The following is a 23,187-nucleotide window of genomic DNA, read 5'->3' as shown; positions in this document are numbered from 1 at the left end:
TATCTGGGCTTCATGTGGGCCCATCCCGGCAAGCAACTCCTCTTCATGGGCCAGGAGTTCGCGCAGGGCGCCGAGTGGTCCGAGGCGCACGGCCCGGAGTGGTGGCTGCTCGGCGACGACTACCACTCGGCCGGCGACCACCGGGGCGTGCGGGATCTCGTGCGGGACCTGAACGGTGTGTACCGGGCGACACCGGCTCTGTGGCAGCGGGACACCGATCCGGGCGGTTTCCAGTGGGTGCTGTGTGACGCTGCGGACGACAACGTATTCGCGTTCCTGCGGTTCGACGCCGAGGGCTCGGCGCTGCTGGCGGTCTCGAACTTCTCGCCGGCCGTCCGCGCCGACTACCGGCTGTGGGTTCCGGATTCCCTCCCGGCCTGGCAGGAGGCCCTGAACACGGACGACACCCGCTACGGCGGCAGCGGCGTCGGTGCCGGGCCGCCCGGCGCGGTCCTGCGGCCGGAGCACGGATTCCTGCGGGTCACGCTGCCGCCGCTCGCCACTGTCTGGTTGACGCCTGTGCGCTGAACTCGCAGGAGTCGGCCGGACGCCCGAGGGGCAGTCAGGGTCGTACAGACTTTCGTCTGCCCCTCGCGGTCTGAACAGAAGGGCGGCCCCACGTGCGCACTGTCGGTGTGGAGGAGGAACTCCTTCTGGTCGATCCGGACAGCGGCGAGCCGAAGGCACTGTCGGCCGCCGTGCTGACCCGGGCGGTCCAGGACGATCCCGGGCAGGACCTGTTCCAGCTGGAGCTGTTCGGGCAGATGCTGGAGCTCGCCACGCATCCGCACACGGACATGGCCGAGCTCGGCGCCGAGATCGTGCGCTCCCGCAAGGAGGCGGCCCGGGTCGCGGGCGAGGTGGGCTGTGCGGTCGCCGCGCTGGCCACCTGCCCGCTGCCGGTCACGGGCGCGCTCACCGCGGACGACCGCTACCGGTGGATGGCCGGGCGGTACGGGATCGCCACCCAGGACTGGCTCGTCTGCGGCTGTCACGCGCATGTGGCGGTGGAGTCCGACGAGGAGGGGGTCGCGGTCCTCGACCGGCTGCGGCCCTGGCTGCCGGTGGTGCGCGCGCTCAGCGCCAACTCGCCGTACTGGCAGGGCCGGGACACCGGGTACGCCAGCTTCCGCAGCCGGCTGTGGAGCCGTGGTCCGTCGGCGGGGCCGACCGAGCTGTTCGGCTCGCCCGCGGGCTACCACCGGCAGGTGGCGGACATGCTGGCGAGCGGGGTGATCCTGGACCACGGGATGGTGTACTTCGACGCGCGGCTGTCCGTGAAGTACCCGACGGTGGAGATCCGGGTGGCGGACGTGTGCCTGCGCGCGGAGACCACGGTGCTCGTCGCCGCGCTGGTCCGCGCCCTGGTGGAGACGGCCGCGCGGGACTGGCGGGCGGGCCGGCCGCCGGCCGGCCACAGCGTGAGCCTGCTGCGGCTGGCCGCCTGGCACGCCGCCCGCTCCGGCCTGGAGGGGGACCTGCTCGACCCCGTGACGATGCTGCCCCGGCCCGCGCCCGACGTGGTGCGCGCCCTGGTGGAGCACACCGGGGAGGCGCTCGCCGACAGCGGGGACGCGGCCCTGGTCGAGGAGGCCGTCGGCGAACTGCTGGGCCGGGGGACGGGCGCGCGCGAGCAGCGCGGGGTGCTGGAGCGGGTCGGCAGCCTGCGGGAGGTCGTCACCGAGTGCGTACGGCACACCCAGGGCTGAACGCGGGGACCGGGCCGGACGTATGACGTGCCGGATGCATACCGTGGAGGTCGTACGGCACCGGGTAGTGACACGGCCGGATCATCAACTGATCACGACTTCCCCGTTCCCTGCACCGAACGCGCTCACCTCGGCTACATTCGAGCACCGCCGACCACAGAGCCGATCGGCGGTGTGACCCTCCGTACATCCAGGAGCAGCGCATGCGCGATGTCGCCCTCGCTCCCGCCGTGGCCCCGCCGCTCGCCGGGGGCCTCGCCGACAGCCTCTTCGAGACCGCGGAGCACAGCCCTGCCCTGCCGCTCCTCGCGTATCGCGCGGACACGGGCGCCGGCGGCTGGCAGGAGATGACCGCGGTCGAGCTGCGCGACGAGGTGGTCGACGTGGCCAAGGGGCTGATCGCCGCCGGGATCTCGCCCGGCCGCCGGGTGGCCGTGATGGCCCGCACCCGCTACGAGTGGACGGTCTTCGCCCATGCGCTGTGGGCCGTGGGCGCGGAGGTGGTGCCGGTCCATCCCTCCTCCTCGCGCGACCAGGTCGAGTGGATCCTGCGGGACGCCGGCTGTGTCGCCGTGCTGCTGGAGGACGAGCAGGGTGTGATGACGGTCGGCACGGTCTGCACCCGGCTGCCGCGGCTGCGCCACGTGTGGCAGCTGGACGCGGGCGCGCTGCCCGGACTCGTCGAGCGGGGCGCGGCCGTGCCGTACACCACGGTGGAGTCGCTGCGCCGGATCGTGCTGCCGGACGCCACGGCGGCCGTCGTCTACACCTCCGGCACCACGGGCCGCCCCCAGGGCTGCGCGCTGAGCCACCGCTCCCTCGCCTACCCCTGCGACACGATGCTGGCCGGCTGGGCGCACGCCGCGGCGCCCCCGGGCGAGCAGCCGTCCGTGCTGGCGTTCCTGCCGTTCTCCCATGTGTACGGCATCATGATCATGCTCATCTGTGTCCGCGGCGGGGTCCTGATGGCGCACGAGCCGGAGCTGTCCGAGGCCGCGCTCGCGTCGGCGCTCGGCACGTTCCGGCCGACGTATCTGTACGGCGTGCCGTCGGTGTTCGAGAAGCTGTACAAGACGTTCCTGCGCACGGCCGAACAGACGGGCCGGGGCGCCCTGTTCGAGCGGGCCGCGCAGACCGCTCGGGACTTCGCCGCGGCCGAGGAACGCCGGCGGCTGGGCACGGGGCCGGGTCCCGGTCTCGAACTGCGCCTCCAGCACGCCGTGTTCGAGCGGACGGTGTACCGCAGGCTGCGCGCGGCGCTCGGCGGCCGGGTGGTGCGCGGCACCTCCGGCGGTTCCTCGCTCAGCCGCGAACTGACGCTGTTCTACGAGGGGATGGGCGTCGTCGTCAACGACGGTTACGGGCTCACCGAGTCCTCCGGCGGGATCACCATGCAGCCGCTGGGCCGGGAGAAGTCCGGGACCGTGGGCCGGCCGCTGCCCGGCACGGACGTCCAGGTGGCCGACGACGGGGAGATCCTGGTGCACGGTCCCTCGGTGTTCCAGGGCTACGTCGGAGACGAGGCGGCGACCCGGGCGACGCTGCGCGGCGGCTGGCTGGCCACCGGGGACATCGGGCGGCTGGACTCCGAGGGCTATCTGACGATCACCGGGCGCAAGAAGGACATCATCGTCACGAGCGGCGGCAAGAGCGTCGCCCCGGCCCCGCTGGAGCAACGGCTGCGCATGCACCCGCTGATCCACCAGGCCGTCGTACTCGGCGACGACCGGCCGTGCGTGGGCGCGCTGATCACGCTGGACCCGGAGTTCCTCGCACACTGGCGGGCCGCCCTCGCGCTGCCGGGCGGCGGCCCCGGTCGGGAGGGCCGGGAGGAGAACGCGCTGCGCGAGGAGATCGCAAGAGCCGTGGCCTCCGCCAACAGCGCCGTGTCCAGGGCGGAGTCCATCCGGGTCCACCGCGTCCTGCCCGAGCCGTTCGCCGCGGCGGACGGGCTCCTGACCCCGTCGTTGAAGCTGCGCCGGGACGTCATCGTGCGGCACTACGCCACCGAGATCGAGGCGATGTACCAGGCGCGCTCGCGGGCCGGGCGGGGGGTGCGGGAGCCCGCGGACTGGGACGAGCCCGACGACGTCTTCCGCTGAGCGGAACCGCTTGGTCCGCTGAGCGGACACGGTCCGACCGGCAACGACATCTGTCCGACGGTTATCCGTGCGACTACCGCTCACCCGGCCCTGATCGGGTGCATGCTGGTGGCCACGCGTTCGTCTGCCTGCCGCACCCGGCTGGCGGAACGGCTCGGTGCGCGGTGGGATCGGACATGGTGCGAGGCGGTCCAGGGCATGCGAACGGCGTCGAGTCGGACCGCCTGGAGCCGCAGAAAGGGATGACACCGTGACACGACCCAGGATCCTGGTGGTTGGCGCCGGCTTCGCCGGAGTCGAGTGCGTCCGCCGCCTGGAGCGGAAACTCGCCCCCGACGAGGCCGACGTCACCCTGGTGACGCCGTTCTCCTACCAGCTCTATCTGCCGCTGTTGCCCCAGGTCGCCTCGGGTGTGCTCACACCCCAGTCGATCGCCGTCAGCCTGCGCCGCAGCAAGAAGTACCGCACCCGGATCCTGCCCGGCGGCGCGATCGGCGTGGACCTGAAGGCCAAGGTGTGCGTCGTCCGCACCATCACCGACAAGCTCCTGAACGAGCCGTACGACTACCTCGTGCTGGCCCCGGGCAGCGTGACCCGCACCTTCGACATCCCGGGACTGACCGATCACGCCTTCGGGATGAAGACCCTCGCCGAGGCCGCCTATGTGCGTGACCACGTCATCACCCAGCTCGACCTCGCCGACGCCAGCGACGACCCGGCCGAGCGGGCCGCGCGGCTCCAGTTCGTGGTGGTCGGCGGCGGGTACGCCGGCACCGAGACCGCCGCCTGTCTGCAACGGCTCACCCACGCCGCCGTGCAGCGCTACCCGCGCATCGACCCCGGCCTGATCCGCTGGCACCTGATCGACATCGCGCCCCGGCTCATGCCGGAGCTGGGCGAGAAGCTCGGCCGCAGCGCGCAGGAGATCCTGCGCCGGCGCGGTGTCGACGTCTCGCTGGGGGTGTCGATCGAGAAGGCGGGCGCCGAGGAGGTCACCTTCACCGACGGCCGGGTGGTGCCGACGCACACGCTGATCTGGACCGCCGGGGTGGTCGCGAGCCCGCTGATCGGCACGCTCGGCACGGAGACGGTGCGCGGCCGGCTCGCGGTCACCGCCGAGATGACCCTGCCCGGGCACGACGGGGTGTTCGCGCTCGGGGACGCGGCGGCGGTGCCCGACCTGGCCAAGGACGAGACGGGCGCGGTCTGCCCGCCCACCGCGCAGCACGCCATGCGCCAGGGCAGGAAGGTCGCCGACAACGTCATCGCGACCCTGCGGGGCGAGCCGCTCGTGCCGTACGTGCACCGGGACCTGGGCCTCGTCGTCGACCTCGGCGGCAAGGACGCCGTGTCCAAGCCGCTCGGCATCGAACTGCGCGGGATGACCGCCCAGGCCGTGGCTCGCGGCTACCACTGGTCGGCGCTGCGCACCAACGTGGCCAAGACCCGGGTCGCGACCAACTGGCTGCTGAACGCGGTCGCGGGCGACGATTTCGTCCGCACCGGATTCCAGGCCCACCGGCCCGCCCGGCTGAAGGACTTCGAGTACACGAACTCGTACCTGACGCCGGAACAGGTGCGGGCACGGGTGGAGGGCGGGGCCGACACCGAAGGCTGATGTGTCCCGGATCACCGGCTCGGCCGGGGGCACGCCGACGCCCTGGTCGTCGCGCCCCTGGCCGGGAGCAACTGGTTCGGGCACTCGTGCGATGCTGGGACGGAGATCGATTTCTGGCACGGGAGAGAGCGCGGCGGCGTGAGGGCAGCGGGACGGTCGGGACGGGTACGGATGCGGGACCGGCTCGCGGCGTCCGATCCCGGGCTGCTGCGGCTCACCGCGGGGCTGCGCACGGTCACCGCGATCGCGCTCACCCTCGCCGTCCTGGCCGCCCTGCGGGTGCCGGTGCCGCAGCTGGTCGCCGGTGCCATAGCGGCGATGGTGGCGACCTTCGCCATCCGGGAGAAGTCGCGCGCCCAGCAGGCGGTCACGCTCGCGCTCGGTCTGCCGGTGGCGCTGGCCTCGGTGACACTGGGCTCGCTGCTGAACCAACGGGTCGTCGTCGGCGACCTGTTCTTCGTCGCCCTCATCTTCAGCGCGGTCTACGGCCGCCGCTTCGGTGACCGCGGTACGGCGCTGGGCCTGATCGGCTTCCAGGTCTACTTCCTCTCCCTGTTCGTCCACGCGACCCCCGCCCTGCTGCCCGCGCTGTGCGGGGTCATCTGCGTGGCGTTCGCCTGCAGCGCCCTCGCGCGGTTCGTGCTGCTGCCGCAGACCCCGGCGGGCACCCTGGACCGGCTGCGGCGGGCGTTCCGCGCCCGGCTCGCCCAGCTGATCGCCGTGCAGACCGAGTTGCTGGACGCGGGTCCGGACGACGTGGACACGGTTCTGGAGGACCTGCGCACCGCCACCGCCCGGCTGCACGAGACGGCGCTGATGATCCAGGGGCGGCTGGAGGACGGCACCTCCGAACCGGCGGTGGCCCGGCTGCTCCAGCGCCGGATCGCCGACGCCGAGATCGCCTCCGAGCGGCTCGGTCTGCTGCTGCTCACCGCGCGCAGCGCCGAGCGGACCGACACCCTCACCCTGCACCTGCCGGGCGCCCATCTGCCGTCGGGCGGTGCCCTGCCGGTGCGGGACGAGGCGACGGAGGCGCTGCGCCGCGACCTTCAGGCGCTGCGGCTGCTGATGCTGCGGCCGGTCGGCGAGGCCCGCGGCACCGCGCTCGCCCACCTGCGCAACCGGCTGCTCGGCTACCGCGACGAGGAGAACCTGCCGAAGGCCTCCCCGGCCGTGCAGGACGTCTTCCGTGGCCTCGGCGAGGCCGCCCGGGCCGCGCTCGGCCTGCGGGTCGCCCTGGACGGGGCGCCGGCCGAGGCCGACGACAGCCCGGCGACCGTCCGCTCGCGGGAGGAGCTGGACGCGGAGGACGCCGCGATCGAGGCAGTCGAAGCGGGCGCGGAGAGCGAGGCCGAGGAGCCGGAGCCGACCGGTCTGCGCCGGCCCACGACGCGGGCCGCGGTCCAGGTGGCCGTCGGCTCCTCGCTGGCCATCGCGGGCGGCGAGCTGCTGTCCAGTCAGCGCTGGTACTGGGCGGTGCTGACCTGCTGGATCGTGTTCATCAACACCGCCTCCACCGGCGAGATCCTGGTCAAGGGCTACCGCCGGCTGCTGGGCACGGTGCTCGGTGTGGTGGCCGGCATCGGACTCGCCGGGCTGGTCGGGCACCACACCTGGACGGCGTTCGCGCTGGTGCTGCTGTTCATCTTCGCGATGTTCTACACGGCGCCCCTGTCGTACACGCTGATGTCGTTCTTCGTCACGGCGATGCTCGGGCTGCTGTACACGCTGCTGAACACCTACAGCCTGTCGGTGCTGGTGCTGCGGATCGAGGAGACGGCGCTCGGCGCGGCCTGCGGGGTGATCGCGGCGGCCGTGGTGCTGCCGATCCACACCGACCGCCGGACCAACGAGCTGCTCGTCGACGTGCTGCGGCGGCTGGAGGACGTCACCCGGGCCGCCGTCGACCAGCTGAGCGGCGGGGCGGGCGCCGATCTGGTGGAGCAGGCGCGCGAGCTGGACCAGGCGCTGGCCGACCTGCGCGCGGCCACCGACCCGCTGACGCATCCGATCACCCCGATGCGCTCGCGACGGGACACCGCCCGGTACGTGGTGGCGCTGCTGGAGACGTGCGCCTATCACGCGCGCTCCCTCGCGGCCACGGCCGAGCTGCTGCCCACGCACCCGTCGATAGCGGCGGACCCCCGGCTGCGCGGGGCGTGCGCGCGGATCCTGCACAACATCGGGGCGATCGCCGAGCACGTCGCCGACCCGCGTTCCGCGGCCGCGACCGAGACCGGGCCGAGCATCGCCTCGATGCTGGAGCCGGGCACCCTGCGCACCCCGCGCTACGGGCGGGTGACCGACCGGGTGCTGCGTCACCTCCAGCGCCTGGACGAGGCGGTCTCGGGTCTGGCCCGGCCGCTGGGCGTCCCCCGGCCGGGTGCCGGTACGGGCGGGAAGGTGAAACCGGTCACGTGACCCGCTCCGGATTGCGCACCGGCACTCCAGATGGTTTATCGTTCACACATACGTGATGCCGGAGTGGACCGGAACCGTCCTTCCCTCCCTCCGCGCGTCACCTCAAGCGGCCCTGGCCGGCCTCCCCCGTCCGGCCAGGGCTTTCTCATGCCCGCGCGCGCCACCGGACAGGTGATCCGGCACCCGGCTCCGCGTCCTTCGAGGTGCCCCGATCGGCGGCAGCGGCTGAAATGGGCTTACGCACATCACCCGGAACCGCCGCCGGCGAGGAGCCCCGCGCCATGACCAAAGCGATCAAACTGCTCACCGCGCTCCCCCAGGCACAGCGCGAGCGCCTGATGGAGCTGGCCGAGGAGGTCTCCTTCCCGGAGGACACCCGCATCTTCGAGGCGGGCGGCACCGCCGACCGGTTCTGGGTGATCCGGTCGGGCGCGGTCCACCTGGACACGGAGGTCACCTCGCGGCAGCGGGTCACGGTGGCCACGCTCGGCGCGGGCGACCTGCTCGGCTGGTCCTGGCTGTTCCCGCCGTACACGTGGGACTTCGGCGCGGTCGCCTTCAGCAACGTACGGGCCTACCAGTTCGACGGGCCCGCGGTGCTCGCGCTGTGTGTGGAGGATCCGCTGCTCGGGCTGTCGCTGGTGCGGACGGTGGCCGAGATCCTCGCGGGCCGCCTGGAGACGACCCGAGGCAAGCTGATGGACCAGTACGCCATCCGGCGGCGCAGCGGCCTGATCTGACGGCCCGCCCGCTCCTTCAGATCCGGTAGCGCCGCAGCGCCGGGACCGCGGCCGCCAGGCTCAGCATCACCACGACGACCAGGGCGCCGCCGCCCGCCACGGCCGCCCGGGGGCCGAAGACCGAGCCGGCGGTGCCGTGGAGCACGTCGGCCAGGCGGGGGCCGCCCGCGACGACGACCGTGAACACGCCCTGCATCCGGCCGCGCATCTCGTCGGTCGCGGCGGACAGCAGGATCGCGCCCCGGAACACCATCGAGACCATGTCGGCGACCCCGGCCAGGGCGAGGAAGGCCATGGCGATCCACAGGTTGCCGCTCAGCCCGGACGCGGCGACGGCCACGCCCCAGCCGACGACCGCCCCGATCACCATCCAGCCGTGCCGCCGGGCCCGCGAGAACACCCCGGAGAACAGGCCGCCGAGCACCGCGCCGACCGGGATGCCGGCGAACAGCACACCGAGTGCGAGCCCTTCGCCGTAGGACTGGTAGGTCTGCGCTGCCAGTTGCGGGAACAGGGCGCGGGGCATGCCGAACACCATCGCGACGATGTCGGCGAGGAAGGACAGCAGCAGCACCTTGTGCCGGGAGATGTAGGCGAAGCCGTCGGCGATCTGCCGTATCCCGGCCCGGCGGGCGGGGGCGTCGCCGAGCGGCGGCAGCGCGGGGAGCCGGAAGACGGCCCACACGGTGACGCACAGCGCGAGGGCGTCGATGAGGTACAGCTCGGGCAGCCCGATGACCGGGATGAGCACACCGGCGAGCAGCGGGCCCGCCACCAGGCCGGTCTGCATCACCGTGGAGCTGAGGGCGTTCGCGGCGGGCAGCTCCTCCACGGGCACGAGCCGGGCGACGGAGGCGTTGCGGGCCGGCGAGTTGAGGCCGAAGAAGGCCTGCTGGAGGGCGAGCAGGAGCATGAGGACGACGACCGAGTCCAGGCCGGCGATGGCCTGCGCCCAGAACAGCAGCGAGGTCACCGCGATGCCGCTGTTGGTGACCAGCAGCAGTCTGCGCCGGTCCACGGTGTCGGCGACGGCCCCGCCCCACAGTGCGAACACCACCATGGGCACGAGCCCGGCGAGGCTCGCGTAGCCCACCCAGGCCGAGGAGTGGGTGATGTCGTAGATCTGCTTCGGTACGGCGACGGCGGTGAGCTGGCTGCCGACGGCGGTGACGACGGTCGACGTCCACAGGCGCCGGTAGGCGGGGATCCGCAGGGGGCGGGTGTCCATCGCCCAGCGCCGCCAGCCGCGCCGCGGCGGCGCCTTCGCCTCCTCCCGTATCGGTCCCGGTTCGGTGGTACTGCTCTCGCTCGTGTCCACAGCCGTCCTGATTGCTCGCTACATCTTTTCCGTTCGGGAGCCTGACTATCTCAGCAACTCCCGTGTACGCCGAACCGGTTGTCTCAGGATCCGGCCATGAGCGTGACGCCGAGGGCCAGCATCGTGACGGCGACCAGGCCGTCCAGCACCCGCCAGGCGGCGGGCCGGGCCAGGAAGCGGCCGAGCAGCCGGGCACCGAAGCCGAGTGCGGTGAACCAGCACAGGCTGGCGAGCGCGGCACCGAGCCCGAAGGTCCAGCGCAGCGCGCCCCGGTCGGCGGCGAGGGAGCCGAGCAGGAACACCGTGTCCAGATAGACGTGCGGGTTGAGCCAGGTCATGGCGAGGCAGGTGAGCACCGCCCGGCGCCGCGAGCCGGCCGCCTCGCCCTCCGTGCGCAGGCCGGGGCCGGGCCGCAGCACCCGGCGGGCGGCGAGGGCGCCGTAGCAGAGCAGGAAGGCGCCGCCGACGAGGCCGACGGCGCGGACGGCGCCCGGCCAGGCCACCACGACCGCCCCGACCCCGCCGACGCCGAGCGCGATCAGCGCGGCGTCGGACAGCGCGCAGATGCCGACCACGGCGAGCACGGCGTCGCGGCGCACCCCCTGGCGCAGGACGAAGGCGTTCTGGGCGCCGATGGCGACGATCAGGGAGAGTCCGCTGCCGAATCCGGCGGCCGCGGCGGTCAGGGCGTGGTGCATGCCGTCGAGGCTAGGAAACGACTCCGACTAAGTACAGCTAAGGATTCTTACGTATCATTAGCTGCTGTGATGGCTGATCTTCCCCTGGAGCAGGTGCGGACACTGCTCGCCGTGGTGGACGAGGGCACCTTCGACGCCGCCGCGGCGGCCCTGCACGTGACGCCGTCGGCGGTCAGCCAGCGGGTCAAGGCGCTGGAGCAGCGCACCGGCCGGGTGCTGCTCCAGCGCACCAAGCCGGTGCGCCCCACCGAGTCCGGGGCGGTGCTAGTGCGCTTCGCCCGGCAGCTCGCGCGGCTGGAGCGGGACGCGTGGGGCGAGCTGGGGCTGAGCGGTGCCGGGGAGCCGACCCGGGTGTCGGTCGCGGTGAACGCCGACTCGCTGGCGACCTGGTTCCTGCCGGCGCTGACCCGGGTGGCGGGACTCTGCTTCGAGCTGCACCGGGAGGACGAGGACCACACGGCGGCGCTGCTGCGCGAGGGACTGGTGATGGCGGCGGTGACCACCCTGCCCGCACCCGTGCCGGGCTGCACGGTCCGCCCGCTCGGCCGGATGCGCTATCTCCCGGTCGCCGCGCGGGAGTTCGCCGAGCGTCATCTGACCGGTCCGCTGCCCGAGCTGCTGCCCGCGGCCCCGGTCGTGGTCTTCGACCGCAAGGACGGCTTCCAGGACGACTTCGTCCGCCGGCTGGGCCGCGGGGCCGCGAGCCCGCTGCGCCACTACGTGCCCACCTCCGAGGGGTTCGCGGACGCCGTTGCCGCGGGTCTCGGCTGGGGCCTGGTCCCCGAGGCCCAGGCCGGCCCGCTGCTGGCCGAGGGCCGGCTGCGCCTGCTCGCCCCCGCGCAGTGGGTGGACCGCACGCTGTACTGGCAGCAGTGGAAGCTCGACTCCCCCGCGCTGGCCGCGCTGGCCGACGCGGTGGCGCAGACCGCGGCCGAGACGCTGCGCGGCTGACCCCGGCCCCGCCGCCCGGTCCGTCGCGGGACGGGTGCCGGGCGCCGGATGGCGGAGTACGGTGGGGGACGGTCGCGCGGCGGACGCCGGTTCGTCCGGTCGTCGCCCCCAACTCCGCGCCCCCCGCTGCCCGGTCGGACACGGCCGCCCCCGGCCCTCGCGGCCCTCCGCCCCGTTCCCGGCCCGCCCTGCGCGAGCGGCTCGCCCTCTCCCCGGTTTCCCGCCGCGCCGACCGGTCACTCGCATCCCGAGAACGGTTCCGATCCAGTCCAGGAGACGCATCCAGGAGACCCCGATGGACAACTGGCGCGACCACGCCGCCTGCCGTCATGTGGACCCCGACCTGTTCTTCCCCGTCGGCACCACCGGACCCGCACTGGTGCAGACCGAGCGGGCCAAGGAGGTGTGCGGGCTCTGTCCGGCCCGCGAACCGTGCCTGGCCTGGGCGTTGGCGACGGGACAGGGCACCGGCGTGTGGGGCGGGACGAGCGAGACGGAACGCCGGGCGCTGCGCCACCGCGCCCGCTCCCGGCCGCGCTCGCGCTGACCGGCGCCGCCTCGCCGTTCGCCGCCCGTGCCGTCAGGCTCCGTCGGCCGGGGCCTCGATGCCGGGCAGCCGCAGTGTGAGGACGGCGCCCTCGCCGGGGGCACTGGCGGCCTCGGCGGTGCCGCCGTGCGCGGCGACCAGATGGCGCACGATGGGCAGGCCCAGGCCGCTGCCGCCGGTGCGCCGGCTGCGGGACTTCTCCGCGCGCCAGAACCGCTCGAAGACATGGGGCAGATCCTCGGCCGCGATGCCCGTCCCGGTGTCGCCGACACGGAGCACGACGTCGGTGCCCTCCCGGCGGGCGGCCAGGGTGACCGTGCCGTCGGCCGGGGTGTGCCGCAGCGCGTTGGAGACCAGGTTGCCGAGGGCCTGCCGCATCCGCACCGGGTCGGCGTCCAGCCAGGCGGCGGGGTCGGCGGTGGTGCGCAGGGCGACCCCGGCGGCGTCGGCGGCCACGCGGTGCGCGGCGGCCACCTGGTCCAGCAGGTCGGCGGCGCGCAGCGGTTCACGGTGCAGCCGCAGGGTGCCGGCGTCGGCGGCGGCGAGGTCCTGGAGGTCGTCGATGATCCGCTGGAGGACGAGCGCCTCCTCGTGCAGCGAGTCCAGGAGGGCCGGTTCGGCCTCGACGACGCCGTCCCGGACGACCTCCAGCCAGCCGCGGATGTTGGTCAGCGGGCTGCGCAGTTCGTGCGCGATGTCGCTGACCATCGCCTTGCGCTGGGCCTCCAGGCGTTCGCGCCGCTCGGTCAGGTCGTTGAAGGCCTCGGCGAGGATGCCCGTCTCGTCCCGCGTGGTCACCGGGACCCGTATGTGCAGCTCGGGCGGCGCCCCCGCGGCCTCGGTCAGCGCGCGCAGGGGCCGTACCAGCCGGATCGCGACGACGGCGGTCACGGCGACGGTGACGGCGAGGACCAGTCCGGCCGCGCCGATCACCTTGGCCTTGTTGGCCGTCGACATGTCGAAGCGGCTCGGGCTCTGGTCGCCGATGCCGAGGAACAGCTCGGCCACCGGGGCGACGTAGGGCTCCAGTTGGGCGCGCCGGCCGGTCAGGACGCACGTCTGGGCCGCGCGTTCCGTGGCCGCCCGGCTCGCCTTGGTGTCCCTGGCGACGTACTTGGCGATCAGGCGGCCGCCGGAGAAGGGGTCCTTGGCGCCGGGGTCGTAGAGGGGGAACAGCGGGCCGACGATGTCGAGGCCGGCCTTTCTCAGGCAGGGGCGGGCCAGATCCGTGAGCGCGTTCAGGGCCCTGCTCTCGGTCGGCGTGGGCGTGCTCAGCCTGCCGTCCTCGCAGTCGGTGGCGCCGTAGGCCGCGGGGTCGGTGCCGTCCGCGGTGGTGACGACGGGCCGCCCGCTCGCCATGTGGACGATGCCGGACTGCAGGCCGTGGCGCGCGTAGCACCGCTTGCGGGCGGCGGCCAGCGCGTCCAGCTCCGCCCGCTCCGCGGCCGGGAGCCGGTACGGGCCCACCACCCGCGGGTCGATGCCGCTGAGCTGGGCGCCGGTCTCGCTGTAGGTGTCGGTGCGCAGCGGGTCGACGGTGGCGGCGGGCCGGGGTGGCAGCGGGGTGCCGCGGGGCGCGGAGTCGGCGAGCACGGTGCGGTCGGCGGTGGTGAGCGCGATCCGGCGCCCGGTCCTGGCAGCCAGGTCCTGGACGGTGCGCCGGGCACCGGACCAGCCGGCGTGGGTCGCGGCGTACCCGCTGAGTTCGGCCAGGATGCTGTTGTCGGCCGCGAGATCCTGCCCCTGCTCCTCCTTGAGCGCGCTGGTCGTCGTCGTGACCGCGAGCCATGCGGTGGCGGCCACCGAACAGACCGCGATCAGGGCGGAGACGGAGAGCAGCCGGACGAGCAGCCGTTTGCGCACCGGGATCCGCCGCCGCACGCGCGCCTCCTGCCCCGCTCGCGGCCGCCCGCGCCTCACGGCCGGGTGCCGGTCAGCTTGTAGCCGACGCCGAAGACGGTCAGCAGGCGGACGGGGCGGCGGGGGTCGGGTTCGATCTTGCGGCGGAGGTTCATGATGTGCACGTCCACGGCGCGCTCGGTGGAGGCCCGGTCGAAGCCGCGGGTGAAGTGCAGCAGTTGGCGCCGGGTGAAGACGCGGTCCGGCTCGCCCGCCATGGCCAGCAGGATCTGGAACTCGGCGGGCGTGCACTCCACCGGTGCGCCGTCGCAGCGCACCTCGTGCCGTTCTGAGTCGATGGTGAGCCCGGCGGCCCGGACGACGAGGTCGCCGCCGCGGGTGCCGTCGCCCCGGCCGCTGCGCCGGAGCACCGTACGGATACGGGCCATCAGCTCGCGCGGGCTGTACGGCTTGGTCAGGTAGTCGTCGGCGCCCAGTTCGAGGCCGAGCAGCACGTCGTCCTCGGCGGCGCGGGCGGTGAGCATGACCACCGGGATCTCCGGGTCCGTGCCGCCGCGCAGCACCCGGCACACGTCGAAGCCGTCGACGACGGGGAGCATCAGGTCGAGGACGACGAGGTCGGGCCGCAGGCGCCGGGCGGCGTCCAGTGCGGCGCCGCCGTCGTGCACCACCGTGGCGGTGTGACCCTCGGCCAGCAGCGAGCGGCGGATCAGCTCGGCCTGTTTCTCGTCGTCCTCGGCGACCAGCACATGTGCGCACACGAGTTCGGATCCTAGGCGTCGCGGGCGGCTCAGGCGGCCGGCCGGTCGGCGTACCCCTTGACGGCGACCGGATGCCGGGCCGGGTCGAGGGTGCGCAGGGCGTTGTACGCGGGCCAAGTGGCGCCCGGCTGCCGGCCGGTGTCCGTGTCGGCGCGTTCGCCGGGTATGCCCTGCGGTGCCTGTCCGGCCTGGAGGTGGGGGGTGGGGGTGCCGGTGGGCGCCGGACGGGCGGCCGGCGCCCGGCGCCCGGTCGCCTCGGCTCCGCCGCCGCAGCCGGTGAGCAGCAGCGGGGAGGCGAGGAGCGCGACGGCGGTTCTGCGATGGATCATGGTGCCGACCTTGGCCGACACTTGTTTGAAACTGGTGAGGATTCAGGCGCGGTTCGGCTTTCCCCCCGCGAACAGCCAGGTGTGGAACACCCCGTCGAGCCGCTTCCCGGACGCCCGCTCGGCGAGCCGCGTGAACTGTGCGGTCGTCCCGTGCCCGTCGCGGTGCTGTGCCGCCCAGGCGCGCAGGATCCGGAAGAAGTCCCGGTCGCCGACCGCCTTGCGCAACTCGTGCAGGACCATGGCGCCGCGGGCGTACACGGGCTGGCCGAAGATGTTCTTGGCGCTGCCCGGGTCGCCGGGCGGATACGCCCACAGCGCGTCGCCGGCCGGGGTGGCGTAGAGGGCGTCGAAGGCCTTCTGGGCGCTGTCGCCGCCGTGCTGCTCGGTGTAGAGCCACTCGGCGTACGTCGCGAAGCCCTCGTTGAGCCAGATGTCCTTCCAGGCGGCCAGCGACACGGAGTCGCCGAACCACTGGTGGGCGCTCTCGTGGACCAGGGTGGTCAGGTCGGGCGCGGAGTCGTACAGCGGCCGGGTCTGGGTCTCCAGCGCGTAGCCGATGCCCGGGGCGTGGTCGACGATCGCCCCGGCGGACCGGAAGGGATACGGCCCGAACAGCGTGCTCTCCCAGGCGAGGACGGACGGCAGCTGCTTGAGCACCGGAGCGGCGGCGCTCGCCTCCCTCGGGTCCACGGCGTTGTAGACCTCGATGCCGTCGCGGGTGGTGTAGCGCTGGACCTGGAAGGTGCCGATGGTCGCGGTGGCCAGGTAGGCCGCCATCGGGCGGTCCTCGCGCCAGTGGAACGTGGTCCGCCCCTGTGCGGTGTGCTGCGCGACCAGTGCGCCGTTGGCGACCGCGGTGCGGCCCTGCGGGACCGTGATCGTGATGTCGTACGACGCCTTGTCGTTCGGGTGCCCGTCGGCCGGGAACCAGGTCATCGCGCCCTGCGGCTCGCCCGCCACGAACGCGCCGTCGTCGGTGGGGATCCAGCCGTCCTGGGCGCCGTCCGGGTCGGTGACCGGCGTCGGGGTGCCCTGGTAGGTGACGGCGATCCGGAACGCGCGCCCGGCGGGCAGGGTGCGGCGCGGGGTGACGACCAGTTCCTGGCCGGCGCGCCGGAAGGCCGCCGGAGTGCGGTCGACGGTGACGCCGGTGACGGTCAGGCCCGTCAGGTCGAGGTCGAAGCGGCTCAGCCGCTGGGTGGTGCGGGCGGTGAGGACGGCCGTGCCGTCGAGGTGCCGGCGCGTGGTGTCGTAACGCAGCGTCAGGTCGTAGTGCTGTACGTGGTAGCCGCCGTTGCCGCTGAGCGGGAAGTAGGGGTCGCCCGCGCCGGGCGCGCCGGCCGTGCCCGGCGCCGAGGGCGCGGCCGCGCCGACGAGGGCCGCGAGGGCGACGGGGACGGCGGCGAGGGCCGCCCGCCGGCGCGGGACGGTGGTGCCGCGCCGGACGGGCGGTCTGAGGGATGGCGTCACATGGTCTCCTCGGGGAGCGGCCGGTGATCGTCTGGCCGTCAGCGTAGGCACGGTCCGGTCCGCGTGAAGCGCTCCTTCAGGTCACGTTACGCCGCGTCGCACCGGGTGGCCGCGCTCGGCCGCGGTTAGGCTCGCGGCACCGTCCGCGACCCGAGAGGGGACCGAAGTGAGCGTGCGTGCGCGCCGGATCTACGAAGAGCCCCACCCCGACGACGGCCTGCGGGTGCTGGTGGACCGGCTGTGGCCGCGCGGCGTCTCCAAGGAGGAGGCGCACGTCGACGAGTGGCCGAAGGGGCTCACACCGTCGACCGAACTGCGCAAGTGGTTCCACGGCGGCGGGGGCGGGTTCGAGGAGTTCCGCCAGCGCTACGAGGAGGAGCTCAGGGCTCCTGAGGCCGCCGAGCTGCTCGACGGCCTCAGGAAGGCGGTCCACAAGGGCCCGGTGACGCTGCTGACGGCGTCGAAGGAGCCCGCGCACAGCCAGGCCCAGGTGCTGTTGGACCTGCTGAAGCACTGACCCCTCCGGGCCCCTTCGCGTACCCCTCAGCCCGTCTGCCGGGCCGCGTGCCGGCCCGCCGCACGGCCGGAGAACAGGCAGCCGCCGAGGAACGTGCCCTCCAGCGCGTTGTAGCCGTGCACCCCGCCGCCGCCGAAGCCGGCCACCTCGCCCGCCGCGTACAGCCCCTCGATCGGGGTGCCGTCGGCGGCCAGGGCACGGGAGTCGAGGTCGGTCTGGATGCCGCCGAGGGTCTTGCGGGTCAGCACGTGCATCCGCACGCCGATGAGGGGCCCGGCGGCCGGGTCGAGGATGCGGTGCGGGGCGGCGACCCGGCCGAGGCGGTCGCCGATGTAGCGGCGGGCGTTGCGGATGCCCTGGACCTGGGAGTCCTTGCTGTAGGGGTTGGCGATCTGAAGGTCGCGGGCCTCGATCTGGCGGCGCACCTCGGCGGCGTCCAGCAGCGGTTTGTCGGTGAGGGCGTTCATCCTGCCGACCAGCTGCTCCAGGTTGCCGGCGGTCACGAAGTCCGCGCCCTGGTCGACGAAGGCCTGCACCGGTCCGGGCGCGCCCTTGCCGAGCAGCCGGTCCTTCAGCACGGCGCCCCGGTCCTTGGCGGTGATGTCCGGGTTCTGCTCGGAGCCGGAGAGCGCGAACTCCTTCTCGACGATCTTCCGGGTGAGGATGAACCAGGAGTGGTCGTACCCGGCGATGTCCTCGGTGGTGCGCAGGTACTTGAGGGTGCCCAGGGTGTCGTAGCCCGGCAGGCAGGGGTCGGGGAGGCGGCGGCCGAGGGCGTCCAGCCAGATGGAGGACGGGCCGGGCAGGATCCGGATGCCGTGGCCGGGCCAGATCGGGTCCCAGTTCTGCAGGCCCTCGGTGTAGTGCCACATGCGGTCGCGGTTGACCAGGCGGACGCCCGCGCCGGCGCTGATGTCGAGCATCCGGCCGTCGACGTAGGCGGGGACGCCGGTGACCATCTCGGTGGGGGGCGTGCCCAGCCGCTCGGGCCAGTAGCGGCGGACGATGTCGTGGTTCGCGCCGATGCCGCCGGTGGTGACGACGACCGCCTGGGCGGTGAGTTCGAAGTCTCCGGCGCGGTCGCGGCTGGAGGCCACCCCGCGCGGCGAGCGGTCCTCGGCGAGCACCGTGCCGCGCACCCCGCGGGCCGTGCCGTCCTCGATGACCAGCTCGTCCACCTGGTGGCGATGGTAGAAGGTCAGCAGCCCGTCCCGGGCGGCCCGGCGGGCGTACGTCACGAACGGCTCGACCACGCCGGTGCCGGTGCCCCAGGCGATGTGGAAGCGGGGCACGGAGTTGCCGTGCCCGTTCGCCCGGAGGTCGCCGCGTTCGGCCCAGCCGACGGTCGGCAGCAGTTCGATGCCGTGGCCCTGGAGCCAGGAGCGCTTCTCGCCGGCGGCGAACTCGACGTAGGCGCGCGCCCAGCGCACCGCCCAGGAGTCCTCGTCGTCGAGCCGGTCGAACTGCGCGCTGCCCTGCCAGTCGTTCCAGGCGAGGTCGAAGGAGTCCTTGATGCCGAGGCGGCGCTGCTCCGGGGAGTCGACGAGGAAGAGCCCGCCGAAGGACCAGAACGCCTGGCCGCCGAGGTTGGCGGCGTTCTCCTGGTCGACCAGGGCCACCCTGCGGCCCCGGCTGGTGAGTTCGTGCGCCGCGACGAGCCCGGCGAGGCCCGCTCCGACGACGATGACGTCCGCGTCCATGGCGACTGTGTCCTTCCTGACGGTGCTGACGGTGCTCAGACGGGGGTGCGGCTGCCGTCGGTCAGCAGCGCGGTGAGCAGCTGCTTCAGCCAGGCCCGCGCGGCCTCGACGTCCTTGTCCAGCAGCAGTTGGGTGGTGACCCCGTCGTACGCGGCGACCACGGCGTGCGCGGCGCTGTCCACGTCGCCGAGCACGGCGGGCAGTTCGGTGTGGCCGCGGGCCCGGAACAGCCGGTCGGCGACGGCCTCCCGCAGGCGTGCGCGGTGGTCGAGGAGGGCCCGGGCGACCTCCGGGTCGCGGGCGGCGTGCACCAGGAAGTCGGTCTTGACCAGCAGCCAGTCCACGTCGAGCAGCAGCACCTCGGTGACCCGGTCCACGGCGGCCGGCACGTCGAGGCCGGGCCCGTCCTGGGCCAGGGCCTCGGCGACCTGGGCCGCGATGAGGTCGGCGCGGTCCTGGTAGAGCGCGAAGAACAGCTCGTCCAGGGTGGCGAAGTTCGAGTAGAAGGCGCCGCGGCTGTACCCGGCGGCCTCGCAGATCTCCTCGATGGAGACGCGGCCGAATCCCTTGGCGGCGAACACCGTGAAGGCGGCGTCGAGCAGCCGGGCCCGGGTCGCGACACGGCGCCGGGTGACGCGCCTGGGTGTGTCGCTCGACGGCATCCGCATCGGCATCGGCATCGATCCTCCATTCGATACGCGAATGTATCCGATACATCGACGTATCGAAAGACCCACGGCGACCCGCCACCCTCCCCAGAAAAAGGGAACGCATTTTCGATTACGAGGTACGCTGGACCCATGTCCACGCACCTCCAGGGCTCCCTTTTCGACCAGACCGACGAGCTGCGCCTCGGCCCGCTCGGCGGTCTGCGCCGGACCGAGCTCGGCGCCGGAGCCTGGATCGATGTGCTGCCGGGGTGGCTGAGCGGGGCCGACGCCCTGTTCGAGCGGCTCGTGGCGGACGTGCCGTGGCGGGCGGAGCGCCGCACCATGTACGACCACGTGGTGGACGTGCCGCGGCTGCTGGCCTTCTACGCGGCCGGGGAGCCGCTCCCCCACCCCGTGCTGGACGAGGCGCGCGACACCCTGTCCCGGCACTACGCCGCGGAGCTGGGCGAGCCGTTCACGACGGCCGGGCTGTGCTTCTACCGCGACGGCCGGGACAGCGTGGCCTGGCACGGGGACCGGATCGGGCGGGGCGCCCGCGAGGACACGATGGTCGCGATCCTCTCCGTCGGCGTGCCCCGGGATCTTCTGCTGCGGCCCCTCGGCACGGGCGGCGCGACCGTGCGGCGCCCGCTCGGGCACGGCGACCTGATCGTGATGGGCGGATCCTGCCAGCGGACGTGGGAGCACTGCGTGCCGAAGAGTACGCGGGCCGCCGGAGCGCGCATCAGCATCCAGTTCCGGCCGCGCGGCGTGCGGTGACGTGCGCGGCACCCGCCGGTGCGCGACGGCACCCGATCTGGTTGGCTGTCCGGCGACGATCAGCGGCCACCCGGGCGGGGAGACCATGCGGGCAGAAGTACACCAAGTCGCCGACGGCACCTATCTGGTGCACGGCAGCAACGTCAACTGGGTGATCCTCAAGGACGGCGACGCCGTCACCCTGGTGGACACCGGCTATCCCGGGGACCGGCAGGGGGTCCTGGAGTCCCTTGCCGCGGTGGGCAGCTCGCCGGAGGCGGTCGCCGCCGTGCTGATCACCCACGCGCACAACGACCATCTCGGCTCGGCGGAGTACCTGCGCGCCACCCACGGCACCCCGGTCGTCCTGCATCCCGTCGAAGTCCGGCACGCGCGCCGGGAGTTCCTCCAGCAGGCCGCCGTCGGCGACGTGGTGCGCAACATCTGGCGGCCGGGCGTCCTGCCCTGGGCCGTGCACACCCTCCGGGTCGGCGGCATGGAACAGCACCCGGTCACCGCGCCCGAGCCGTTCCCGGCCGACGGCCAGCTGGACCTGCCCGGCCGTCCGGTGCCGGTGCACACCCCCGGCCACACCGACGGCCACTGCGTCTACCACCTGCCCGACGCGGGGATCGTCATCTCCGGCGACGCACTGGTCAGCGGGCACGCGATCTCGCGGATCAAGGGCCCGCAGCTGCTGACCGACTTCTTCCACCACGACCGCGCCCAGGCGCTCACCTCCCTGAAGACGATCGGCAAGCTGGAGGGCGACATCCTGCTGCCGGGGCACGGGCCGGTCCACCGGGGCTCGGTGCGGGCGGCGGCCGAACTGGCCCTGGAGCGGGCTTCCTAGGCCCCCTCAGGTCGGGAAAGGGCTTTCCGGAACTCCCGCGCGGGGCTTTAGGGTTCGTGTCATGGCCTTGCAGATCAACGCCACGAACCCGGAGCACCCCGCGCTCCTGCTCGCCCTGCCCTGGGACGTGCCCCTGGCGGAGTGGCCCGAGGAGTACCTCGTGCCGCTCCCGCGGGGCATCTCCCGGCACGTGGTGCGGTACGCGCACGCCGGTGACGAGGTGATCGCGGTCAAGGAGCTGGCCGAGCGGCCCGCGCTGCGCGAGTACGAGCTGCTGCGCGACCTCGACCGGCTCGGCATCCCGGCCGTCGACCCGCTCGCGGTGGTCACCGGCCGGACCGACGGCGCGGGCGAACCGCTGGAGCCGGTCCTGGTCACGCGGCATCTGCGCGGCTCGATGCCGTACCGCTCCATGTTCGAGACGACCATGCGTCCGGCGACCATGCACCGGCTGATGGACGCCCTCGCCGTGCTGCTGGTCCGCCTGCACCTGGCCGGGTTCGCGTGGGGCGACTGCTCGCTGTCCAACACCCTCTTCCGGCGCGACGCGGGCGCCTACGCCGCCTATCTCGTCGACGCCGAGACGGGCGACCTGCACCCGCGCCTGAGTCCCGGGCAGCGGGAGTACGACCTCGACCTGGCCCGGGTGAACATCAGCGGCGAGCTGCTGGACCTGGAGGCGTCCGGCGCGCTGCACCCGTCGGTCGACCCGGTGGAGTTCGGGCACGAGATCTGCACCCGGTACCAGGGGCTGTGGCAGGAGCTGACCCGCACCTCGGTGTACCCGGCGGGCAAGTACCACTACATCGAGCGCCGCATCCGCCGGCTGAACGAACTGGGCTTCGACGTGGCCGAGATGCAGATCGAGCACTCCTCCAACGGAGACTCGGTCGCCTTCGTGCCGAAGGTCGTGGACGCCGGCCACCATCAGCGCCAGCTGCTGCGGCTGACCGGCCTGGACACCGAGGAGAACCAGGCGCGGCGGCTGCTGGGCGACCTGGAGAGCTGGATGGCCACCCAGGACGACTACGCGCCCGGCGATCCCCTCGCCGCCCGTCCCGAGGTGCTCGCCCACCGCTGGGTGCGGGACGTGTTCCGGCCGACCGTGCGGGCCGTGCCGCCGGACCTGCGCGGCTCGATGGACCCGGCCCAGATCTACCACGAGCTCCTGGAACACCGCTGGTACCTGTCGGAGCGCGCACAGCACGACATCGGCCTCGGCACGGCCGTCGCGGACTACATCGAGAACGTCCTGCCCGGGGCGCGGGCGGCCCTGGGGCCCACCGGCCCCGAGTAGCTCAGTCGTGCGGGACGACGGCGACCGGGCACCCGGCGTGGTGCAGCACCCCGTGCGCGACCGACCCGATCCGGGCGCCCACGGCCGTACGCTGCGCGCGCCGGCCGACGACCATCAGCTGGGCCCGGCCGGCCGCCTCCAGCAGCACCTGGCCCGCGCTCCCCATCTCGACCTGCTCGGCCACCGGCACCCCGGGGAACCGCTCCCGCCAGGGCTTCAGCGCCTCGCTCAGGGCCTCCTTCTCGTACGGTTCGAGGCCGCCGGCGTCGTCCAGCAGCTTGAGCGAGCCGGGGCTGTAGGCGAAGACCGGCGGCAGCGTCCACGCCCGCACGGCCCGGACGGTCGCACGGCGCGCCGCCGCCGTCTCGAACGCGAACCGCAGCGCGGCCGCGCTGTCGTCGCCGTCGCCCTGCTGCCCGACCACGACGTCCCGCCCGGCGGCCTCGGCGGCCGGCTCGTCCCCGGCGCGCACGAGCACGACCGGCCTGCTCGCCTCGGCGATCACCTGCTGGCCGACGGAGCCGAGCAGGAACCCGACGACCGGGCCGTGCCCCCGCGAGCCCAGCACCAGCATCTCGGCCTCCGACGCCGCCCGGGCCAGCGCGTGCACGGGGTCGCCCTCGACGACGTCGACGGCCGGGTCGAGACCCCGATGCCGTTCGGCGGCGCCCCGCACGGCCCGTGTCACGCCGTCCGACACCCACCCGTGCTGGGCGCTCCGGTCGGCCGTGGCGAGCTGCTCGGTGTAGCGCCACGCGTGCACCACCCGCAGCGGCAGCCCCCTTCGTACCGCCTCGCGGGCGGCCCAGTCCAGTGCGGCCAGGCTCTCCTCGGAACCGTCCACCCCTGCCGTGATCGGGCGTGTCATGCGTGGGCCTCCTCGTCGT

Annotated in this window: 21 protein-coding genes; 12 read left to right on the top strand and 9 right to left on the bottom strand. The window is 73.7% G+C overall.

Features of this window, described 5'->3' with window-relative positions; genetic code table 11:
* From ACFC8N_RS36640 to ACFC8N_RS36615, 6 genes are all read left to right on the top strand, one after another.
* Positions 1–528: alpha amylase C-terminal domain-containing protein (locus ACFC8N_RS36640; protein WP_376293302.1), on the top strand; the 528-nt coding region annotated here is incomplete at its 5' end.
* 92 nt (positions 529–620) lie between these two features.
* On the top strand, positions 621–1,709 hold the full coding sequence (locus tag ACFC8N_RS36635) for a glutamate--cysteine ligase (RefSeq protein WP_356036547.1): 1,089 nt from the start codon (positions 621–623) through the stop codon (positions 1,707–1,709).
* 203 nt (positions 1,710–1,912) lie between these two features.
* Positions 1,913–3,811 (top strand): AMP-dependent synthetase/ligase, encoded by a 1,899-nt coding sequence (locus tag ACFC8N_RS36630; RefSeq protein ID WP_376293300.1) that lies wholly within the window; start codon positions 1,913–1,915, stop codon positions 3,809–3,811.
* A gap of 250 nt (positions 3,812–4,061) precedes the next feature.
* Positions 4,062–5,429, top strand: coding sequence for an NAD(P)/FAD-dependent oxidoreductase (locus tag ACFC8N_RS36625; protein ID WP_356036542.1), 1,368 nt, complete (start codon positions 4,062–4,064; stop codon positions 5,427–5,429).
* Between the two features lie 171 nt (positions 5,430–5,600).
* Entirely contained in the window at positions 5,601–7,850 is a 2,250-nt protein-coding gene (locus ACFC8N_RS36620) for an FUSC family protein (protein WP_376293298.1), read from the top strand.
* Between the two features lie 281 nt (positions 7,851–8,131).
* Positions 8,132–8,590 (top strand): cyclic nucleotide-binding domain-containing protein, encoded by a 459-nt coding sequence (locus ACFC8N_RS36615; protein ID WP_356036537.1) that lies wholly within the window; start codon positions 8,132–8,134, stop codon positions 8,588–8,590.
* 16 nt (positions 8,591–8,606) lie between these two features.
* Here ACFC8N_RS36615 and ACFC8N_RS36610 read toward each other — a convergent pair whose 3' ends face one another.
* Together ACFC8N_RS36610 and ACFC8N_RS36605 are read right to left on the bottom strand one after the other, a co-directional pair.
* Complete coding sequence (locus ACFC8N_RS36610; protein ID WP_376293296.1) at positions 8,607–9,908, bottom strand: MFS transporter; 1,302 nt, start codon at positions 9,906–9,908, stop codon at positions 8,607–8,609.
* Between the two features lie 83 nt (positions 9,909–9,991).
* Positions 9,992–10,606, bottom strand: coding sequence for a LysE/ArgO family amino acid transporter (locus tag ACFC8N_RS36605; RefSeq protein ID WP_376293294.1), 615 nt, complete (start codon positions 10,604–10,606; stop codon positions 9,992–9,994).
* A gap of 66 nt (positions 10,607–10,672) precedes the next feature.
* On the opposite strand from ACFC8N_RS36605, the gene ACFC8N_RS36600 reads away from it, so the two are divergent.
* The gene (locus tag ACFC8N_RS36600; RefSeq protein ID WP_376293291.1) at positions 10,673–11,557 is read left to right on the top strand and encodes a LysR family transcriptional regulator ArgP; all 885 of its coding nucleotides are present in this window, start codon (positions 10,673–10,675) and stop codon (positions 11,555–11,557) included.
* Between the two features lie 295 nt (positions 11,558–11,852).
* Positions 11,853–12,104 carry a WhiB family transcriptional regulator gene (locus tag ACFC8N_RS36595; protein WP_356036527.1) on the top strand — a complete coding sequence of 84 codons (252 nt, stop codon included), beginning with the start codon at positions 11,853–11,855 and terminating at the stop codon, positions 12,102–12,104.
* Positions 12,105–12,137: 33 nt separating this feature from the next.
* On the opposite strand, the gene ACFC8N_RS36590 is transcribed toward ACFC8N_RS36595, so the two are convergent.
* From ACFC8N_RS36590 to ACFC8N_RS36575, 4 genes are read right to left on the bottom strand one after another with little or no spacing between them, the layout of a single operon-like run.
* Positions 12,138–13,985 carry an ATP-binding protein gene (locus tag ACFC8N_RS36590; protein WP_376293289.1) on the bottom strand — a complete coding sequence of 616 codons (1,848 nt, stop codon included), beginning with the start codon at positions 13,983–13,985 and terminating at the stop codon, positions 12,138–12,140.
* Between the two features lie 35 nt (positions 13,986–14,020).
* A complete protein-coding gene (locus tag ACFC8N_RS36585) occupies positions 14,021–14,725 on the bottom strand; it encodes a response regulator (protein WP_376293286.1) in 705 nt (234 codons plus the stop codon).
* Positions 14,726–14,754: 29 nt separating this feature from the next.
* Positions 14,755–15,054 (bottom strand): hypothetical protein, encoded by a 300-nt coding sequence (locus ACFC8N_RS36580; RefSeq protein ID WP_376293285.1) that lies wholly within the window; start codon positions 15,052–15,054, stop codon positions 14,755–14,757.
* 42 nt (positions 15,055–15,096) lie between these two features.
* Complete coding sequence (locus ACFC8N_RS36575; protein ID WP_362823429.1) at positions 15,097–16,524, bottom strand: M1 family metallopeptidase; 1,428 nt, start codon at positions 16,522–16,524, stop codon at positions 15,097–15,099.
* Positions 16,525–16,690: 166 nt separating this feature from the next.
* Between ACFC8N_RS36575 and ACFC8N_RS36570 the strand changes: the two genes are divergently transcribed.
* A complete protein-coding gene (locus ACFC8N_RS36570; protein ID WP_356036517.1) occupies positions 16,691–17,041 on the top strand; it encodes a DUF488 family protein in 351 nt (116 codons plus the stop codon).
* A gap of 26 nt (positions 17,042–17,067) precedes the next feature.
* On the opposite strand, the gene ACFC8N_RS36565 is transcribed toward ACFC8N_RS36570, so the two are convergent.
* Together ACFC8N_RS36565 and ACFC8N_RS36560 are read right to left on the bottom strand one after the other, a co-directional pair.
* Entirely contained in the window at positions 17,068–18,741 is a 1,674-nt protein-coding gene (locus tag ACFC8N_RS36565) for an FAD-binding dehydrogenase (protein ID WP_356036514.1), read from the bottom strand.
* 35 nt (positions 18,742–18,776) lie between these two features.
* Positions 18,777–19,421 (bottom strand): TetR/AcrR family transcriptional regulator, encoded by a 645-nt coding sequence (locus ACFC8N_RS36560; RefSeq protein ID WP_376293281.1) that lies wholly within the window; start codon positions 19,419–19,421, stop codon positions 18,777–18,779.
* A 120-nt stretch (positions 19,422–19,541) separates the two neighbouring features.
* Between ACFC8N_RS36560 and ACFC8N_RS36555 the strand changes: the two genes are divergently transcribed.
* The 3 genes from ACFC8N_RS36555 to ACFC8N_RS36545 all read left to right on the top strand — a co-directional run bounded on the left by ACFC8N_RS36555 (position 19,542) and on the right by ACFC8N_RS36545 (position 22,300).
* Complete coding sequence (locus ACFC8N_RS36555) at positions 19,542–20,171, top strand: alpha-ketoglutarate-dependent dioxygenase AlkB (RefSeq protein WP_356036508.1); 630 nt, start codon at positions 19,542–19,544, stop codon at positions 20,169–20,171.
* 85 nt (positions 20,172–20,256) lie between these two features.
* Complete coding sequence (locus tag ACFC8N_RS36550) at positions 20,257–21,003, top strand: MBL fold metallo-hydrolase (protein ID WP_376293278.1); 747 nt, start codon at positions 20,257–20,259, stop codon at positions 21,001–21,003.
* Between the two features lie 61 nt (positions 21,004–21,064).
* Positions 21,065–22,300 carry a DUF4032 domain-containing protein gene (locus tag ACFC8N_RS36545; protein ID WP_356036502.1) on the top strand — a complete coding sequence of 412 codons (1,236 nt, stop codon included), beginning with the start codon at positions 21,065–21,067 and terminating at the stop codon, positions 22,298–22,300.
* A 1-nt stretch (position 22,301) separates the two neighbouring features.
* Here ACFC8N_RS36545 and ACFC8N_RS36540 read toward each other — a convergent pair whose 3' ends face one another.
* A complete protein-coding gene (locus ACFC8N_RS36540; protein WP_376293276.1) occupies positions 22,302–23,168 on the bottom strand; it encodes a universal stress protein in 867 nt (288 codons plus the stop codon).
* Between the last annotated feature and the right edge of the window lie 19 nt (positions 23,169–23,187).

This window comes from Streptomyces sp. NPDC055966 (assembly GCF_042269865.1).
Lineage (GTDB): Bacteria > Actinomycetota > Actinomycetes > Streptomycetales > Streptomycetaceae > Streptomyces.
The sequence above is the reverse complement of the archived record's forward strand: the minus strand, read 5'-3'. Positions and strand labels throughout refer to the sequence as shown.